At 60.9% G+C, this 19,937-nt stretch carries 12 protein-coding genes; 1 reads left to right on the forward strand and 11 read right to left on the reverse strand.

What is annotated here, in order from left to right:
* Positions 1-3: 3 nt before the first annotated feature.
* The 11 genes from ODQ19_RS11100 to ODQ19_RS11150 all read right to left on the reverse strand — a co-directional run bounded on the left by ODQ19_RS11100 (position 4) and on the right by ODQ19_RS11150 (position 15,335).
* Positions 4-2,457 (reverse strand): TonB-dependent siderophore receptor, encoded by a 2,454-nt coding sequence (locus tag ODQ19_RS11100; protein WP_330210043.1) that lies wholly within the window; start codon positions 2,455-2,457, stop codon positions 4-6.
* Between the two features lie 92 nt (positions 2,458-2,549).
* Positions 2,550-3,500, reverse strand: a complete 951-nt coding sequence (locus ODQ19_RS11105) for a FecR domain-containing protein (RefSeq protein ID WP_330210044.1) — start codon at positions 3,498-3,500, stop codon at positions 2,550-2,552.
* Entirely contained in the window at positions 3,497-4,006 is a 510-nt protein-coding gene (locus ODQ19_RS11110; protein WP_330210045.1) for a sigma-70 family RNA polymerase sigma factor, read from the reverse strand. Before ODQ19_RS11110 ends, ODQ19_RS11105 begins: the two co-directional genes overlap by 4 nt.
* A gap of 74 nt (positions 4,007-4,080) precedes the next feature.
* A complete protein-coding gene (locus ODQ19_RS11115) occupies positions 4,081-5,526 on the reverse strand; it encodes an efflux transporter outer membrane subunit (RefSeq protein WP_330210046.1) in 1,446 nt (481 codons plus the stop codon).
* The gene (locus ODQ19_RS11120; RefSeq protein ID WP_116666396.1) at positions 5,523-6,581 is read right to left on the reverse strand and encodes an HlyD family secretion protein; all 1,059 of its coding nucleotides are present in this window, start codon (positions 6,579-6,581) and stop codon (positions 5,523-5,525) included. Before ODQ19_RS11120 ends, ODQ19_RS11115 begins: the two co-directional genes overlap by 4 nt.
* Positions 6,582-6,596: 15 nt before the next feature.
* A complete protein-coding gene (locus tag ODQ19_RS11125) occupies positions 6,597-8,132 on the reverse strand; it encodes an MFS transporter (protein ID WP_116666397.1) in 1,536 nt (511 codons plus the stop codon).
* 226 nt (positions 8,133-8,358) lie between these two features.
* On the reverse strand, positions 8,359-9,279 hold the full coding sequence (locus tag ODQ19_RS11130) for a LysR family transcriptional regulator (protein ID WP_330210047.1): 921 nt from the start codon (positions 9,277-9,279) through the stop codon (positions 8,359-8,361).
* A 60-nt stretch (positions 9,280-9,339) separates the two neighbouring features.
* Positions 9,340-10,212, reverse strand: coding sequence for a TauD/TfdA dioxygenase family protein (locus tag ODQ19_RS11135; protein WP_330210048.1), 873 nt, complete (start codon positions 10,210-10,212; stop codon positions 9,340-9,342).
* Positions 10,213-10,427: 215 nt separating this feature from the next.
* On the reverse strand, positions 10,428-11,792 hold the full coding sequence (locus ODQ19_RS11140; protein WP_330210049.1) for an HlyD family type I secretion periplasmic adaptor subunit: 1,365 nt from the start codon (positions 11,790-11,792) through the stop codon (positions 10,428-10,430).
* Complete coding sequence (locus ODQ19_RS11145; RefSeq protein WP_019819525.1) at positions 11,782-13,938, reverse strand: type I secretion system permease/ATPase; 2,157 nt, start codon at positions 13,936-13,938, stop codon at positions 11,782-11,784. The genes ODQ19_RS11140 and ODQ19_RS11145 overlap by 11 nt, the downstream gene beginning before the upstream one ends.
* Before the next feature lie 41 nt (positions 13,939-13,979).
* Complete coding sequence (locus ODQ19_RS11150) at positions 13,980-15,335, reverse strand: TolC family outer membrane protein (RefSeq protein ID WP_330210050.1); 1,356 nt, start codon at positions 15,333-15,335, stop codon at positions 13,980-13,982.
* A 336-nt stretch (positions 15,336-15,671) separates the two neighbouring features.
* Between ODQ19_RS11150 and ODQ19_RS11155 the strand changes: the two genes are divergently transcribed.
* The coding region (locus tag ODQ19_RS11155; protein ID WP_330210051.1) for a retention module-containing protein at positions 15,672-19,937 on the forward strand (4,266 nt) is incomplete at its 3' end.

The following is a 19,937-nucleotide window of genomic DNA, read 5'->3' on the forward strand; positions in this document are numbered from 1 at the left end:
TAGTTACCAATCGTACGTCAGGCTCGATACCACCGTGCGTCCTTCCCCGTAGTAGCAATCCAAATCACTGGTGCACTGCGAGACGTAGGTCTTGTTGGTGAGGTTCTGCACGTTCATCGCCAGTTTCACGCCCTTGAGCTTGAGTGGCGAGGCACCCAGGTCGTAACTCAGGCTCGCATCGTAGACGCTGTAGGACGGCACGTTAAAGGCGCCTTCGTAGTAGTCACCCAGGCTTTGACGGGCATAACGCACGCCGAGGCCCGCACCCAGGCCGGCCAGCGGCGTGTCACCCAACACGGTGTAGTTGACCCACATCGAGGCGGTGAGTGGGGAAATGCCGGCCGGGTGGCGACCTTGGCGGCCGTCGTTGTCCTTGGTGTACTTGATGTCATTGCGTGCGGCTGAGGCAACCACTTCCCAGGCGTCACTCAAGACGGCCTTGGCTTCCAGTTCAACACCCCGCGAGCGCATCGCACCACTTTGGGTACTGAAGGTGGTGTCTACCGGGTTGGTGGTCAGCACATTGTCCTGGTCCAGTTGGTAAACAGAGGCTTGGATAAAACTCTTTTGGCCAGGTGGCTGGTACTTCACGCCGACTTCGTATTGTTTGCCGGTGGACGGCTCAAACGGTTTTCGGTTCGCATCGGTGCCGGCCAGCGGCAGGAAGGATTCCGAATAGCTGACGAAGGGCGACACGCCGTTATCGAACAGGTACACCAGGCCCGCACGGCCGGTGAATGCTTGGTCTTTGCTGGCAAAGCGGGTGTCCTGTATTGGCTCCTTGTTCACCACATTCGCCCAGTCGTAGCGGCCACCGAGTACCAGCACCCATTTATCCAGCTTGATCTGGTCCTGCAGATACAGACCGGTCTGGGTAATGGTGCGGTCCCAGCGGTAGGGTTGACCGAAGTTCAAGCGCTGGCCGTACACCGGTTTGAACAGGTCGATGATCGGCGGATTGCGGTCATACAGGCCATGAAACTGCGAGTTGGAATGGTAGTAGTCCAGGCCAGCGATGAAGGTATGGGACAACGCGCCCGTGTCGAATTCAGCCTGGGCGATGCTGTCCACGCCGAACACTTTATTGGTCTGCGACCAGTCCACGCCGAAGCGCTGCAGATAGCGTTGGTCCTGCACCCCGGTGTTTGGGTTGGCGACGAAGCGGTAGCCGTGCAAGGGCGCGGTATAGCGGTCGTCGACCTCGGCGTAACGGGCGTTTTGCTTGAGCGTCCAGATGTCGTTGAGGCGATGGGAAACTTCGTAGCCCAGCACGTATTGCTCGCGGTTGTACTGGTTGACGCCCGGCTCGCCGATAAACACATCGCGCTTGATCTTGCCGTTGGGGTTGTCCCACAGCGTGCCGGACGCCGGCAGGCCTTGGGCTTCGGGCACGCCTTTGTCTTTCTGGTACTGGGCGAACAGGGTCAGGCTGGTGTCGTCGTTGGGACGCCAGGTGAAACTGGGGGCGATGAACTGGCGCTTGTTTTCGACGTAATTGATTTCGTCTTGCGCGTCATTCGCCAGGCCGGTCAGGCGGTAGAGGAACTGCCCCTCCTCATCCAGCGGGCCGCTCAGGTCGATGGCGGCGCTTTTGTGTTCGTAGGTGCCGGCTTCCAGCACCACTTGGTGTATCGGCGTTTCGCTGGGGCGCTTGCTGACCATATTGACGATACCGCCCGGCTGGTTCTGGCCGTAAAGCACTGAAGCCGGGCCCTTGAGCACCTCGATGCGCTCCAGGGAATACGGCTCGATCTGCAACGCGCCGCCCGTGCTGCCGCCACCATAAGGCAGGTGCAGGCCGTCCAGGTACAGCGGCGTGGGCGAGAAGCCGCGTGAAGTCGGCTCATCGAACAATTTGACTCGGTCGGCAAAACCACCAGCGCTCATGCCGGGGGTATAGAGCAACGCCTGGGTGACACTCTGGGCGCCACGTGCCTTGATCTCGGCGGCGGTGATCACGTTGATGGTCTGGGGGATTTCCACCAGCGCCGAGTCGGTCTTACTGCCCGAAGCGCTGCGCTTGGCGACGATGCCGTCCACCGGGCCCCAGGCGCTTTCCTGCTCCTGCCGGCCGCTGATCTGGGTCGCGCCCAACTGCAATGCCCCGTCGCCGGAAGTGGCCTGCAACGACCAACCGCCCTGGGACTGCACAGCCGCCAAATCGCTGCCCGCCAGCAAGCGCTGCAACCCCGAACCTACGCCGTAACGCCCTTTCAAGCCGGCGCTACGCTTGCCTTCGGTGAGCGTAGCGTCAACCGACAGCAGGATGCCCGAGGCACTGGCGAAACGGTTCAACGCCTGGTCGAGGTTGCCCGCCGGGATGTCATAGCTGCGCAGCGCTTCGCTGCTTTCTTCGGCTTGAACCATGCTCGGCAGTACAGGAGCTGTTGCCAGCAGGCCGGCAAACAGGCCACGACGCAGCGCGCGGGCCAAAGGTTGGATTGGGTGGTGCGACATGGCAGGACTCCCCGTGAGAACGCTTCTTGATTGGCTTTCAAGAGGTATCCCGAACGGGTCGCAGAAACCGACAAGCCCTGTACAAAGTATTTTCAGACCCGCGCCTTGATCGTTACCCAGTAACGGGTCACCGCCTGCACTTGCACGGGCAATGAACGCTCCAAGGCCGCCAGGATCGCATCGGTATCGTTCAGCGGGAACACGCCCGTCAACAGCAGCTTCGACACCGCTTGATCACAGCGCAACAGGCCCGGGCGGTAGCGACTCAGCTGCGCCACGAACTCACCCAGCGGCTGGCGCTCGGCAACCAGACGATGCTCGGTCCAACTGCTGGCATTGGTGCTCACCGTCGGCAACGCGGTGCTTTGGCGCGCGTTGAACCACAGGCTGTCCCCCGCCTGCATATGCACAGACGCGCCCTGCAACGGCGTGACCCGCAGGCGACCTTCGTACAAATCCACACGGCTGCCGTCGGGCAGTTCACGTACCGCGAAACGTGTGCCCAACGCCTGCACGTCACCGGCAGGCGTTTCGACGATCAACGGGCGCGAGGCATCGTGGCCGCTGGTCAACAGGACTTCGCCACGGATCAGCCGAATACGCCGCTCGGAGGCACTGAAGCGCAGGTCTACGGCACTGTCACTGTTGAGGTCCAGTTGCGTGCCGTCGCTCAAGGTCATATGGCGAATTTCGCCCGTGGCGGTACGCAGTTCTGCGAAGGCCGCTTGCCAGGGTTCGCTGCGTTGCACCAGGTAGCCGCTGCCGCCGGCCACCATCAGCAGGCCGAGCAGTTTGAGCGCGGCACGGCGCTGGGTATCCGCAGAGTCGCGCAATACTGCGCGAGCGCTGTCGGCGGGTACGCCGCCGAGGGTATATTGCAGTTGCTGCAAGCGCTGCCAGGCGCGGCGGTGTTCCGGGTCGGCCGCCTGCCATTGGGCAAATGCCTGGCGTTGTTCCCCTTGCAGTTCGCCGCCCCATTGCAGCATCAACCACTCACTGGCTTGCTCGACAATCGCCGGCGCGATGGGCGCGTCGTGTGTCATTCTTCGTAGACCACCTGGTAACAGGCGACGATGGCGCGGGTCATGTACTTCTGCACCGAGCTGACGGTGACGCCCAGGTGCTCGGCGATTTGCGCATAGCTCAAGCCTTCGAACTGCGACAGCAGAAACGCACGGCGCACCTTGTCGGGCATGCGGTCGAGCATGGCGTCGATCTGCATCAGGGTTTCGAGAATGAGCGCACGGGTTTCCAGGGACGGCGACTCGGGTTCGGGCAGGTGCGCGATGCTTTCCAGGTAAGCGCGCTCGATACGCAGGCGGCGCCATTGGTCGATCACCAGGTTGCGGGCGATCTGCGCCAAATAGCTGCGGCTTTCCTTGTCGCCCGGGAAACGACCGGAAACCAGCAGGCGCAGGAAGGTGTCCTGCGCTACGTCGGCGGCGTGTTCGCGGTCGCCTAGACGCTTTCGTAACCAGCCTTGCAGCCAGCCGTGATGGTCGCGGTACAGGATGTGAAGCTGTTGCTGGCCGTCAGTCGCGATGCCCATGAAAAGCTCAGAAGTGTTATTGAGAGCAATTATCATTACATCTTATTTGGCGACTGACAAAAACTCTTTGTCGCTCAGCGCCCAGCGGTCTGCAACGGGTACACCGACTCCCACCCTCCTCCCAGCGCTTTGTACAGCCCGACCATGGCCAATGACACGCCGGTGGAACTCTCCACCCACTGTTCCTGGGTCGCCAGCAACGCGCTCTGCACGGTGAGTACGTTGACGAAATCCGCCACGCCTTCGACATACTGGTGCTGTGCGGTGGTGAGGGCGATCTGGTTCTGGCGCACGGCTTCAGCCAGGCTGTCACGGCGCAGTTGGCTGGCGTTGTAGCGGGTCAGCTGGTCGTCGATTTCATGCCAAGCACGCAGCACGGTTTGCTGATAGGCCAGCGCCGCCTCCTGTTGCTGGGCCTCCCGTAAATCCACCATCCCTTGCAGCCGTCCGCCGTTGAACAGCGGCAGGCTCAACTGCGGGCCGAAGGCAAAGGCGCGGGAACCCCAGGAACCGAAATCCGAGAGCTGCATGGCTTGGGAACCCAGGCTGCCAGACAGAGTGATGCGCGGGTAAAAGTCGCCCTTGGCCACGCCGATGCTGGCAGTGGCGGCGTGCAGGCGCGCTTCGGCCTGGCGGATGTCGGGGCGGCGTTCGGCGAGTTCCGAGGGTAGGCCGATCGCGACCTGGCGCTGGGTTTGCGGCACAGGGGCGTCTTTGGACAGCTGCGCGTACAGCGCCTGGGGTGGCTCGCCCATCAGCAGGCTCAGGGCGTTGATCAACTGGTCCTGACGCTGCTGCAGATCCGGCAGGCGCGCTTCAATTGCCGCGACCTGAGCGGCGGCTTCGGCCACATCCAGGTCGGTGGCCACGCCGTCGGCCAACCTCAATTGCGAGAGTTTGAGGCTGTGGCGAGCAACGTCGAGGTTTTGCTCGGTGACAGCGCGGGTGTTTTGGACACCGCGCAGTTGGATATAGTCCTGGGCAGTCTCGGCCAGCACCGACAACAACACGGCGCGACGGTCATTTTCGGCAACTTCCAGCGTGGCGTCGGCGGCCTCGGTCTCGCGCTTTACCCGGCCCCAGAAGTCCAGCTCCCAGGATGCCGAAAAGCCCATGTCCCATTGGTTGAAGGCCGAGCGGCCGTTCTCGCCGGAAGGATCGTTCAAGCCTTTGCCGCTGTTGCGCTTGCGTTGGTAGGCACCGCCGGCATCGATGTTGGGGTAGCGCTCGGCCGTGCTCACCTGGCGGATCGCGCGGCTTTGTTGCAGGCGACTGCTGGCTAGTTTCAGGTCAAGGTTATCGTTGAGGGCGCGACGCGTTAGGGCTGAGAGCTGCGCATCGTGGAACACGTCCCACCAGCGCTCCTGCAAAGGGTCGCTGACGGCGCGGCTGGCGGCCTGGCGACCCTGGGGTTCGCTCCACTGATTGATCTGCGGGCCCTGGGGCCTCTGGAAATCCGGGCCGACGGTGCAGGCACTCAGACTGATCAGGCTCAAGGTGAGCCAGGCGAGGTGTCTCATTGCTGGGCCACCTCACGTTGTTGCGCGACGGGCCGGGTATCGACGCTGGCTTCCACCGACATGCCAACACGCAGGCGCTCGGTCAGTGGCTGGTTCGGCTCAAGCACGATCTTCACCGGAATACGCTGCACCACCTTGGTGAAATTGCCGGTGGCGTTGTCGGGCTTGACCGAGGCAAAGGTCACCCCCGTGGCTGGCGCCAGGCTTTCCAGATGGCCTTTGAGCAGTTCTCCGTCAAGGCTGTCGACGCTGACTTGCACCGCTTGCCCCGCGTGCATATGCGACAGTTGCGTCTCTTGGAAATTGGCCACCACATAGGCTTCAGACAGCGGCACGACCGCAAGGATTTTACTGCCCGGTGTCACATAGGCGCCGACCCGCACCGCACGTTCACCGACCATGCCGTCCACCGGTGCGACAATGCGCGTGTAAGACAGCTGATAACTGGCCATTTCCAGCGCGGCCTGGGCGCGCTTGAGTCCACCTTCGGCGGCGTCACGCTGGGCGGTGAGGATCTCCACCTGCTTGCGTTCGGCGGCCAGCACGGCGGTGGATTTGGCCAGGCGCGCGGTAGCCTGGTCGATGCGAGTCTTGGCTTGCTGGGCGTTCTGCACGGTGCCGGCACCGACGCCGGCGAGGTGGTTGTAGCGGTTCAGTTCATGTTCGGCGAAGGCGACTTCGGCGCGATCTGCTGCGACGGTGGCCTGGGCCTGGGCGATCACCGAGCTTTGACGCTCCAGGGTCGCACTGGCGTTTTTCAGCTGGGCCTGGGCGACCAGGGTGTCGGCATCGGCGGCCTGGGCGGCGGCGCGAAAATCGCGGTCGTCGATCAACGCCAGCAGTTGCCCGGCTTTGACACGCTGGTTGTCTTCCACCAGCACTTCCTTGATGAAACCGGCAACGCGGGGGGCGACCAGGGTGAAATCAGCCGCGACGAAGGCGTCGTTGGTGCTCTGGTGCTTGCTGCCCAGTACGCCCGGGGCGACCAGGTAAACCAGCACGCCGACGGCAAATACAGCAATAACGGAGACGGCAATTTTGTCTTTGCGTTTCATGGAAAGTCCTTGTGGTCAGGCCGGAGCGCGAGGCGGATAGATCCGCGTGGGCATCCAGAAAATCAGCAGGATCAACGCCACCGCGACACCGGCCATGACGACGTAAAGATCCGAAGAGGTCAGCACCACGGTCTGCTCGTGCACGCGGTGGGCGAGGCCCGGCGCGTCAGCGTCGGCAAGGGGCGAATTGCCCAGGCGGTCCACCAACATGGTTGAATGAAAATGCCCGCGCTGGGTGGTCAATGTATCCAGCACCGCAGTGGCGATCACAGCGGCCAGGCCCTTGACGGTGTTGAACCAGGCCGAGGCAAACGGCCCTTCGATGGGTTGAATACTGCCGGTGGACAGCATCAGCAGCGGCAACACGGCCATCGGCTGGCCGAAAATCTGCAGCAGGTACCAGCCATAAAAGTCGTCACGAATCCACGCCGAAGTCAGGTGTGAACTGCCGATGCAGCACAGCACCAACATGCTCAGGCCAATGCCCAGCACCCAGCGGCAATCGACCCAGCGCAAGTTACACAGCGCCGCCACCAACGGCAGCGCAATCAGCTGCGGCAGCGCCATCAACAACATCACTGGCGCGGTTTGCAGCGGCCGGTAGCCCTGGACCTGGGCGAGGAAACTCGACGGAATGATGATCACCGAGGTCAGCACCATCAGCACGCCGGCCAGCACGATCAGGGCGAAGGCCAGGTTGCGCAGACCGAGCATCTGCAAGTTGAAGAAAGGCAGTGGCTGCGACCATTCGTTGAGCATGAACAGCACCAGCAACACTGTGCCGCCACACAGCAGGAAGGTAATCAGGCCCGATTCGAACCAGTCCAGGCGATTGCCCTGCAACAAGCCGATCACCAGCATGCAAATCGCCGGGAAGCCCAGCAGCAGGCCGCGCCAGTTGAACTGTTTGAAACGCTCCAGGCGCAGCGGGTCCTGCGGTATGCCATAGGCCACGGCGCCCATCGCCAGCAGGCAGGGCCCGACGATTTGCCAGAACGCCCACTGCCAACCGACGTATTCGGTCCACAACGCCGCCAGCGGGGTGCCCAGGCTTGGGCCGAAGGTGGCGGTCAGGGCGTAGCCGGCCAGGCCATACAGCTTGACGTTGGCCGGCAAAAAACGCAGCGCTACGGTCATCAGCATCGGCGGCAGCGCGCCACCGGCCAGGCCTTGCACGGTACGCAGCAGCAACAGGCTTTCGTAGTTCGGCGCGAACGGGCAGAGGATGCCCAGCACGGTGAACAAGCCGATGGCGCACAGCGTGAAACGACGCAGGGAAAACGTCACCGAACACCACGGCGCAAACGCCATGGCCGCCACGGAAGTGGCGGTGTAGGCGGCGACCAGCCAGGTGCCTTCATCAAAGCCGATGTATAGCGCACCACGGATATCGGCGAGAGCAACCTTGGTGACCATCTCGTTGAGACCGGAAACCAGCACCGCCAGCAACACGCCGAGCAAGCCGATGATGATGCGTGGGCCGAATACGGGTGGGCTCAGGGCCGTAGGTTTGGCTGCGGCCTGGAGGACGGGGGCAGCGAGGGACGTCATGAACAGGTAACTCGGAATGAGAAATACCTGAGCAGTTTAATCGGGCACTCTCATGACAAAAAGTTACTTGTTGGCAGGTTATAAGTGCGTCAGACGCAACTTTGAACATCAACACTGAACCCTGTGGGAGCTGGCTTGCCTGCGATAGCGCCAGCTCAGTAACAGATTCAGTGACTGACACGCCGCCTTCGCAGGCAAGCCAGCTCCCACATTAATTGCGTTGGCTTTATACCGGCTGGGCTTCAAGCCACGTGGCATGACAGCTCTCGCGCATGGTTTCACGCAGCCATTTGTGCGCGGGGTCTTTGTCGAAGCGCGGGTGCCAGGATTGGGCCAATACCAGCGTCGGCAACGAGATCGGCAATGGGAATGCACGCAATGGCAAGTTCAGACGCTTGGCGCTCAGGAGCGCTTCCTTGGGCACCGGCATGATCAGGTCGGATTCCGGCAACATGAACATGGCGCCGTGGAAGCCGGGCGCGATCATCGCCACGCGGCGCTCCAGGCCCTGCTCGTTCAGCGCAGTATCGATGGGCCCACGGGCGATGCCGCGGCGCGAGATGCTGATGTGGGAATAGCTGGCAAAGCGTGCCGCCGTGATTTCTTCGTCGAACAACGGGTGGTCTTGCCGTGCCAGGCCGACAAAAGTGGTGGAGAACAGGTTCTGCACCTTCACTTCCGGGCTGGCCGGCATGGTGTTGCTCACCCGCAAGTCCAACCGCCCTTCGCGCAGGGCTTCATCGTCGGTGTCGCCCTCGGGTACGAAACGCAGCTCGCACAGCGGCGCCACGCGCTCCATGGTGTCGAACAGTCGCCCGCCATACACGCCGATGAAAAAGTCATTGGCGCGTACACTGAAACGACGGCGCAACGTGCTCAAATCGACTTGGTCCGCCGAACGGAACAACAACGCAGCCTGCTCCACCACATTGCGCACCTGGCCTTGCAGCTCAAGCGCCTTGGGCGTCGGCACCAGGCCACGGCCGGCACGTACCAGGATCGGGTCACCGACCGCTTCACGAATACGCGTGAGGGTGCGGCTCATGGCGGCCGGGCTGAGGTTCATCCGCCGCGCCGCGCCCACCACACTGCCCTCGTCGAGCAACGCGTCGAGGGCGACCAGCAGGTTCATGTCCGGTAGTTGCATGCCAAGCACTCGTGGTCCGTTGGGAGTGAACTGGGCGCAATCCTAGCAGGCTTTATCGGGTTAGAAAGGCGCATCCCCCTGAATAGTGGTACGGAACAATTTGCGCCGCAGGTGGCTTGGGCAACCAGCGGCCAGGTGGATCAGCGAGCGGTTGTCCCAGAACACCAGGTCGTGGGGCTGCCACTGGTGGCGGTAGATGTTTTCCGGCAGCACGCTGTGGGCGTACAGCTGGGCCAGCAGGTCGCGGCTTTCGTCATCGGGCAGGCCGACGATACGGGTGGTGAAGCCCTCGCTGACAAACAGCGCCTTACGGCCGTTTTCCGGGTGGGTGCGCACCACCGGATGCACCACTTCGGCAACCTGGGCGAGCTGTTCCGGGGTGAGGGTTGGGCGCCAGTTGCCTTCGAATTTGGTTTCGCTGTAGCGCGCCGTGTAGGAATGCGCGGCACTGCGCCCTTCGACGGCGTTGCGCAGGTGGCCTGGCAGCTGCTCCCAGGCTTTGTGCATATCGGCGAACAGGGTATCGCCGCCTTCAGAGGGCAGTTCCTGGGCATGCAGCATCGAACCCAGGCTGGGCAGTTCTTTGTATGACAGGTCCGAATGCCAGAACTTGCCCGCATCCCCCAGGCCGATGGATTGGCCGTTCTCGATGATGTTAGAGACGATCAGGATTTCGGGGTGGTTGGCCAACAGGAACTGCTTGAGCACATGGATCTGCAACACACCGAAACGGCGGCTGAAGGCGATCTGTTGTTCGGGGGTGATGCGTTGGTCGCGGAACACGATGACGTGGTGGTCCAGGTGTGCGCGGTGGATGCGGGTGAAGTCGTGGTCGTTGACTGGGCGGGATAAGTCCAGGCCTATGATCTCGGCGCCGACACTGCCGGGGAAGGGGCGGATGTCGAAGGTTTGGGGGGCGGTGGTGGCAGACATTGGATTCATTCCCGGCGGACAGGGGAGTGAATTTATAGGTATAACAACAGGACTTTAAATACCGTTAGAGCATATTGATATGGCGTTTTGAGGTAGGCATTTTATACGCGGTGACGTTGATGGCCCTTTCGCGAGCAAGCCCGCTCCCACATTTGGAATGCATTCCAAGGTGGGAGCGGGCTTGCTCGCGAAGGCGTCAGTACCAGCGATAAAAATCAACGCTCGTGCAACGCCTCGGCCCGCGCTTTGATGATCGGCTTGAGCAGGTAGCTGAGGATGCTTTTCTTGCCGGTGATGATATCCACCGAAGCAACCATGCCGGGGATGATCAGCAGCGGCTTCTCATCGGTGCCCAAGTGGCTGCGGTCGGTGCGCAGAGTGATCATGTAGTAGGTGGTCTTCTTGTCTTCATCAGTGATGGTGTCGGCACCGATGCGTTCGAGCTTGGCCTTCAGGCCGCCGTAGATGGTGTAGTCGTAAGCGGTGAACTTGACCACCGCTTCCTGCCCTGGGTGCAGGAAGGCGATGTCTTGCGGGCGGATCTTGGCTTCTACCAGCAGGGTGTCGTCCAGCGGCACGATTTCGACCATGTCGCTGCCCGGCTGGATCACGCCGCCAACGGTGTTGACCAGCAACTGCTTGACGATCCCGCGCACTGGCGAGGTAACCAGGGTGCGGCTGACCCGGTCTTCCAGCGCGCGGCCGGTGGACTCGGCCTTGTTCAGTTCAGTACGGGCTTCGTTGAGTTGGGTCAGGGCTTCGCTGCGGAATTTGCCGCGGGTTTCATCGATCTTGCGTTGCACTTCCTTGATCGCCGATTCAGCACGCGGGATCGCCAGGGTGGTGGCGTCCAACTGCCCGCGGGTTTCCATTTCGGCGCGCTTGAGGCGCAGCACTTCTACCGGCGACACCGCGCCCTGGGCCACCAGCGGCTCGGACATGTTGATTTCCTGGCGTTGCAGGGACAACTGGCTGCGGTATTGGCCCTGCTTGGAGGTGAACTCGCGCAGTTCCTGTTGGCGCTGTACCAGTTGCTCCTGCAAACCGCCGACTTCGTCTTTCAACTGCTGGCGGCGGCTTTCATACAAGGAGCGCTCGTTGGCGGCCTGGCTCGGCGCGGCCTTTAGCACGTCGTCAGGGATGTTCAGCGGGCGGTCATCCACCTGCGCGCTCAAACGCTCGACGCGCAGTTGCATGGCCAGGCGCAGGGCTTCGGTTTCCCCGGCGTTGGAGACAAACCGCGTGTCGTCGAGGCGAATCAACGGCGCGCCGGCCTCTACGATCTGGCCTTCCTTGACGTACAACTCGGCGACGATACCGCCTTCCAGGTTCTGGATTTTCTGCAATTTGGACGACGGAATCGCCTTACCGTCGCCACGGGTCACTTCGTCGATCTGGGAAAAACCGGCCCACACCACAAGAAATACAAAGAACGCGATGATCGCCCAGATGGTCAGACGAATCACCCGTGGCGCATCTTCGATCAGCGCCTTGTTGACCTCGGGCAGCGGCTGGCCCTGCAGCGAGTCGGAACCTTTGAAGTAACGGCCGACTGCACTCTTGATGGAGTTAAGCAACACTGATCTGCCCCTTCTTCAACGCTTCCATGACCACGGCTTTGGGGCCGTCCGCGAGAATCTGCCCACGGTCGACCACCAGCAGGCGGTCGACCAGGGAGAGCAGTGAGGCTCGGTGCGTGACCAGCACAACCGTCTTGTTTTGCACCACGGCTTGCAGGCGTTGCTTCAAGCGTTCTTCACCGGTGTTGTCCATGGCGCTGGTGGGTTCGTCCAGCAGCAGCATGGGCGGGTTGAGCAGCAGCGCACGGGCCAGGGCAACGTTCTGGCGCTGGCCGCCGGACAGGTTCTGCCCACGCTCGCCGACTTGCAGTTCGTAGCCTTGGGGATGCAGACGGGCAAATTCGTGCACGCCGGCGAGTTCGGCGGCTTGCAACACCATTTCATCCTCGACGTAGCGCGCACCGCTGACCAGGTTGTCACGCAGGGTGCCGGCCAGCAATTGAATGTCTTGGGCGACATAGCCGATGTTATGGCGCAGCTCGCTCACGTCGATCTGGCGCACATCCACGCCGTCCACCAGCAAGGAGCCGGAGTCGGGCTGATAAAGGCCTACGATCAGCTTGGCCAGGGAGCTTTTGCCCGAGCCGCTGCGGCCGATGATGCCGATTTTTTCCCCTGGCTTGATCACCAGGTTGATGTTTTTCAGCGCCAGGTTCTGCTGGTTCGGGTAGGTGAAGTTCAGGCCCCGGCACTCGATGGCGCCTTGCAGGGTGCGACGGCTCATGGGGCGCTCTTCGAAGTTGCGCTCCTGGGGCAGCTCCATCATCTGGTCCACCGAGGTCATGGTGACCTTGGCTTGCTGATAGCGCGTCAGCAGGCCCGACAGCGAGGCCAGCGGGCTCAAGGCGCGGCCACTGAGCATGTAGCAGGCAATCAGGCCGCCCATGCTGAGGTTGCCGTCGATGATCTGGTACACGCCGAACACGATCATGATTACACCAGCCAGTTGCTGGATCAGCAGGGTCATGTTCATCGACAGGCCCGACAGCAACTTCACCCGCAGCTCAAGCCGACTCAGGGTGCCGATGGTCTGTTCCCAGCCGTACTGACGCTCGCTCTCGGCATTGTTGACCTTGACCGCATCGAGCCCGGCGAGGGTTTCGATCAAGCTCGACTGGCGCTCGGCGGCCAGCGCCATGGTGCGCTCCATGGTCGCGACCAGGGGCTTCTGCAAGGCGTAGCCGATGCCCAGGGCGAGCGGGAACGCCAGCACCGGGATCCACACCAGATGCCCGCCGAGGATGGCGATGACCAGGAAGATCAGCAGCGTAAACGGCAGGTCGATCAGGCTGGTGAGGGTCAGCGACGCGAGGAAGTCGCGCAGGCTTTGAAACTCGTGGATGTTCTGCGCGAAGCTGCCGACCCGCGCCGGGCGGTATTTCATGGACATGCCGACGATGCGCTCGAACAGCGTGGCCGAGATGATCAGGTCGGTTTTTTTACCGGCCAGGTCCAGGCACAGGCTGCGCAGGCTCTTGAGGATCAGGTCGAACAGGTAGGCACCACAGATCCCCACGGCCAACACCCACAGCGTGGCGGTGGCCTGGTTCGGCACGACGCGGTCGTACACGTTCATCACGAACAGCGGCGCGGCCATGGCGATGATGTTGATCAGGAAGCTGGCGGCGATGGCATCGGTGTAGAGCCAGCGTGAACGCATGAGGGTGTCACGGAACCACGAGCGCGCCCGCGGAATCAGGCTGCCGTGGTTGACGTCGAACTTGTGCTGCGGCTGTGCAAAGAAGACTTTGCCGATGTAGTCGTCGGCCAGTGCTTCGCGCTTGATCAGCACTTCACCGCCGTCGCTTTCGCTGAGCAGGATCCGCGCTTGATCTTCGCCCTCCCAGCCCACCAGCACGGTACTGCGACCGTCCTTGAGCAACAGCAGCGCCGGCAGTGCAATGGTCGGGATCTGTTCCAGCTTGCGTTGCAGCAGCCGGCCTTGCAACCCGGCACGCGCAGCGGCACGCGATAGCAACTCGGCACTCAACCGTTGCGAAGGCAACGGCAGGCCGGTGGTGAGCATGGCCGCACTGGCCGGTTTTTGATGCAGGGCGCAGAGCGCCAACAACCCGTCGAGTAACGGGTCGTCGTGCAGTGCGCGTGGATCATGACTGAGATGAACTCGACTGACTTCAGGTTCCACGCGCGGCACTCTCGACTAACAGATGGGGCTATTGGGGTGGCTCAATTCATCCCAGGCAGTTGGACTTTAGGTTTCACGTCGTTCTGCACGACGGAGGCCATTGGTGCAACCACTCCCTGGCTCTTGAGCAATTCGCCCATGGTCGCCTTGATTCGGTACTGAGTAAATAACTGAATGTTCTTGATTTCTTCCAGGCGGCGGGAAGCGGTGAACAATTCATTTTCGCTGTCGAGCAAATCCAACAGGGTACGTTGACCAAGGCTGAACTGTTGCTGGTAGGACGTACGTACGCGGGTGCTGTGATCCACGTACTGCTGGGCAACCGGCAATTGCGCGTTGGCGTTGTTCAGGGCGTTCCAAGCCAAGCCTAGCTCTTCATTGAGTTGGCGCAAGGCGTTGTTGCGAATGTCCAGCGCCTGGTTGGCCTGGTAGGACTTCGACTGCAGGTCGGCCTTGTTGCTGCCACCGGCGAACAGGTTGAAGCGCATGCGCACCATGGCTTCCCAGCCATTGCTGTGGTTGGGGTCACCGGAGACGTTGTTGTCAGCGTTGGTGCCCAGTTCAGCGTCAAAGCGTGGGTAGAAGGTGGACTTGGCGGCTTCGTACTGCTTCTCGGCGGCGGAGATATCCGACTCGGCCGAGCGCAGGATCGGGCTGTTATCGAGCATCTGGCGGCGGGCTTCATTCAGGTCTGCCGGCAGCATGGCCATGAACGGGGCTGGGCGCTCGAGTTGGTCTGGCATCTGGCCTACGGCGCTGAGGTAGTTGACCTGCGCGTCGGCTAGGTTGGTTTGCTCGGTGATCAAGTTGTTACGGGCCTGGGCCAGGCGGGCTTCAGCCTGGTCCTGGTCGGCACCGTTGCCGACGCCGCGCTCGGTGCGCAACTTGATCTGGTCGTAGATGCGCTCGTGGTTGCGCAGGTTGTCTTCGGCCAGGCGTACGAACTCACGACGGGTCAATACTTCCAGGTAAACCTGGGCAACGGTGAGCGCGGTGCGCTCGGAAGTCCCGAGCAAAGAGTAAGCGCGGGAATTAACGTTGGCTTGTTGACGCCCGACTTCGCTGGAGGTGGCGAAACCGTCAAAAATCATTTGCTGCAGACGCAGGCTGGATTCGCCGCGATTGAGCGTGTCCCAGTGATTGCCGCCAGGGTTGTTGGCGCGGGTGGTGGCGTTGTCGGTTCCTTGGCGGCCGTAACCGGCGTTCAGGTCAACACGCGGCAGGTAGCCACCTTGTGCGGCGCGCAATTGGTAATCGGCGGCGATGCGGCTGTTAACACCCGCCTGGATTTCCGGGTGTACATCCAATGCCTGTTGCATGGCTTGGGGCAGTGTCTGGGCTTGTACGAAACTGGCGGCGAGAGCGAACGGTATTGCCTTGAACAGGTGCAGACGCATTTAAAATTTCCCCAAGACTTCTTGTCTTAAATCACAGCGATTAGCACCGCTGCGTCGGATAATGGCTACCGTAATGACCGTACGTCGGAAAGTTCGAAAAGCGGAACTGCTTCACACATGTAGGACGGTTCGCCGCATAAATATCAATGTGACATTACTAGGGCGATTGTTTAGGATGGCGACCATAAGGTCAATAGTTTGGCACAAACTAGATAGCTAAAAAATCAAGCCAAATATTTGACGTCAATGCATTTATAGACTACGCCCCCAGATTGGCAGCGCTAATAGTGTGCTGCGAAATGGATTTGTCGAAACGGATCGCCGGAGAAAATTTTAATGAGCAGTGTTGTTGCCACCGTCAAAAGCATTGTTGGTCAAGTTTTCGTAATTTCTCCGGAAGGTGCTCGTCGCGTCCTCGTAGAAGGTGATCGCCTATTCGCGGGCGACCAGATTGACACCGGTATGTCGGGCGCCGTGAGCCTGGAACTGGCCGACGGTCGCATCCTGGACCTGGGCCGTGACACCCAGTGGAGCGCCGATATGCCGGACTCCACCGCCGACCTGGCAGCGGCCAGCGAGCAAGCCGCGCCATCGGTGGCCGAGCTGCAACAAGCCATCGCCGCCGGCGCCGACCCGACCACCGACCTGGAAGCCACTGCCGCAGGCGCAAACGCTGCCGGCAACGGCGCCGCCGGAGGTGGCCACAGCTTTGTGGTGCTGGATGCGACCGCCGGCCGTGTAGACCCGACCATCGGCTTCCCCACCGCCCCTATCGGCCAAGGCACTTCAGCACTCAACGCCCTGAGCGGAGCACCAGGCTCGGCGGACTCGGGCAACCAAGTGCTGCAGCCTTCGACCTTGACCCTGAGCGCGACGCCAACCATCACCGAAGCGGGCGGCGTGCTGACCTACACCGCCACCGTGACCCGGCCTTCCACCAGCGATCTGACCGTCACTTTGACCAATGGCGCGGTGATTACCATCCCGTCGGGCCAGTTGACCGGCACCGTGAATGTACCTCTGGCCCCTAATGACAGCCCGTACATCGACCCGGGCCAGATCAGCGTCGGCGTTACCGGTACCACCGGCGGCGGCAACCTGGTATTAACCATCGACCCTAACCCGGCCGTGACGCAGATCACCGATACCATCGACACCACCACGGTCACTCTGACCGCTGGCTCGACCGTCACCGAAGGCGGCCAGATCACCTACACCGCCACGCTGACCAACCCGGCACAAACCCCGGTGAACGTCACCTTGAGCAATGGCTCGGTGATCACCATCAAGGCTGGCGAGTCGACAGGTACCGTTGTGGTCGATACTCCGGCTAACGACGTCTATAACAACGGTTCGACCGTCAGCACCACCATTACCGGTGCAACCGGCGGCAACTTTGAAAACCTGGTACCGAGCACCACGCCGGCAGTCACCACCATTACCGATTCGGTCGACACCACCACCGTTACCCTGACAGCCAACGGCAGCGTGACCGAAGGCGGTCAGATCACTTACACCGCCACCCTGACCAACCCGGCGCAGACCCCGGTGAATGTCACCTTGAGCAATGGCTCGGTGATCACCATCAAGGCGGGTGAGTCGACCGGCACCGTTGTGGTCGATACTCCGGCCAACGACGTTTACAACAACGGTTCGACCGTCAGCACCACCATCACCGGTGCAACCGGCGGCAACTTTGAAAACCTGGTACCGAGCACCACGCCGGCGGTCACCACCATTACCGATTCGGTCGACACCACCACCGTTACCCTCACAGCCAACGGCAACGTGACCGAAGGCGGCCAGATCACCTACACCGCCACCCTCACCAATCCGGCACAAACCCCGGTGAACGTCACCTTGAGCAATGGCTCGGTGATCACCATCAAGGCGGGCGAGTCGACAGGCACCGTTGTGGTCGATACTCCGGCCAACGACGTTTACAACAACGGTTCGACCGTCAGCACCACCATCACCGGTGCAACCGGCGGCAACTTCGAAAACCTGGTACCGAGCACCACGCCGGCAGTCACCACCATTACTGATTCGATCGATGCCACCACGGTCACCCTGACCGCAGGTTCGACCGTGACCGAAGGCGGTCAGATCACCTACACCGCCACGCTGACCAACCCGGCACAAACCCCGGTGAACGTCACCTTGAGCAATGGCTCGGTGATCACTATCAAGGCCGGCGAGTCCGTCGGCAGCGTGGTCGTAGACACGGCGCCCAACGATGTCTATGTCAACGGCAGCACGGTCAGCACCACCATTACCAGCGCGACTGGCGGCAATTTTGAAAGCCTGGTGCCGAGTACCACACCGGCAGTCACCACGATCACCGATTCGATCGACACCACCACCGTGACGTTGACTGCGCCGACCGAGGCGAATGAGGGCGGGCAAATTACGTACACCGCTACGCTTTCCAACAAGGCGGGTACCGACGTTACGTTGAAGCTGGATAACGGTTCTTCGATCACGATCAAGGCAGGCGACACCGTCGGCACCGTGACCGTGCCTGCGCCGACTGATGACGTGTTTATCGACAAGAGCACCCAGACAGTCAAGATCACCGAGACTACTGGCGGCAACTTCGAGAAGCTGGAAATTGCAGGCAACGGTGCGACCACCACCATCAACGACACTATCGATAAGGTCGATGTGGTTCTGACTGCCACCACCACCGTCGGCGAAGGCGGCACTATCGTTTACACCGCCAGCCTTGTGGATAAAAATGGTGCGCCGGTGACTAACATCACCAACCCGCTCACCGTTACGCTGGATAACGGTCAAACCATCACCATTGGTGTGAATCAGTCGAGTGGCACCGTTACCAACGTCGCCCCGGATGATGTCTACAAAGGCGACCAGACCGTCACTACTGCTATCAGCGGCGTGACCGGTGGCGAGCACTTTGAAAATCTGGTTCCAGGTACCGATAAAGTCACTACAACTGTAACGGACACTCCGGGCACCGATAACACCACCACTGTGACACTGACCGCCCCCTCTGAAGCAAATGAAGGTGGCCAGATCACCTATACCGCGACCTTGAGCAATAAGGCCGGTACTGACGTCACGTTGAAGTTGGATAACGGCTCAAGCATCACCATCAAGGCTGGCGACACTGTCGGCACCGTGACCGTGCCTGCACCGACTGATGACGTGTTCATCGACAAGAGCACGCAGACCGTTCAGATCACCGAAACCACAGGTGGCAACTTCGAAAAACTGGAAGTTGCGGGCAACGGTGCGACTACCACGTTCAACGACACCATCGATAAGGTCGATGTGGTCCTGACCGCCACGACTACCGTGGGTGAAGGCGGCAATATCGTTTACACCGCCAGCCTTGTGGATAAAAACGGTACACCGGTGACTAACATCACCAACCCGCTCACCGTTACGCTGGATAACGGTCAGACCATCACCATCGGTGTGAATCAGTCGAGTGGCACCGTTACCACGGTAGCGCCGGATGACGTCTACAAGGGCGACCAGACCGTCACCACCGCTATCAAGGGTGTGACCGGTGGCGAGCACTTTGAGAACCTGGTGCCTGGCACCGATAAAGTCACCACGACTGTGACGGACACTCCGGGCACCGATAACACTACTACCGTTACACTAACGGCTCCGTCCGAAGCAAACGAAGGTGGCCAGATCACCTACACCGCGACCTTGAGCAACAAGGCCGGTACTGACGTCACCCTGAAGTTGGATAACGGCTCTTCGATCACGATCAAAGCTGGCGACACCGTAGGCACCGTGACCGTCCCTGCGCCTACTGATGACGTGTTCATCGATAAGAGCACCCAGACCGTCAAGATCACTGAAACCACTGGCGGCAACTTCGAGAAGTTGGAAGTTGCAGGCAACGGTGCGACCACCACCATCAACGACACCATCGATAAGGTTGATGTGGTCCTGACGGCGACTACTACCGTTGGCGAAGGCGGCAACATCGTCTACACCGCCAGCCTTGTGGATAAAAACGGTGCGCCGGTGACTAACATCACCAACCCGCTCACCGTGACATTGGATAACGGCAAAACCATCACTATCGGTGTTAACGAATCCAGCGCTAGCGTGTCGGTTCTTGCACCGGATGATGTGTACAAAGGCGACCAGACCGTCACTACCGCCATCCAAGGTGTGACTGGCGGCGAGCACTTCGAGAATTTGGTTCCAGGGACCGATAAAGTCACTACAACTGTAACTGACACACCGGGTACCGATAACACTACGACTGTCACGCTGACTGCACCAAGCGCAGTGAACGAAGGTGGCCAGATCACCTACACCGCAACTTTGAGCAACAAGGCCGGTACTGACGTTACCTTGAAGTTGGATAACGGCTCGTCGATCACCATCAAGGCTGGGGACACTGTTGGCACTGTAACCGTGCCTGCGCCTACCGATGACGTGTTTATCGATAAGAGCACCCAAACCGTCAAGATCACTGACGTTTCTGGCGGCAACTTCGAAAAACTGGAAGTTGCGGGCAATGGCGCAACCACTACGATTAACGACACCATCGACAAAGTCGATGTGGTTCTGACCGCCACGACTACCGTGGGTGAAGGCGGCAATATCGTT

It is taken from the genome of Pseudomonas sp. AM4(2022), assembly GCF_036346515.1.
In the GTDB taxonomy this organism is placed as follows: domain Bacteria; phylum Pseudomonadota; class Gammaproteobacteria; order Pseudomonadales; family Pseudomonadaceae; genus Aquipseudomonas; species Aquipseudomonas paracarnis.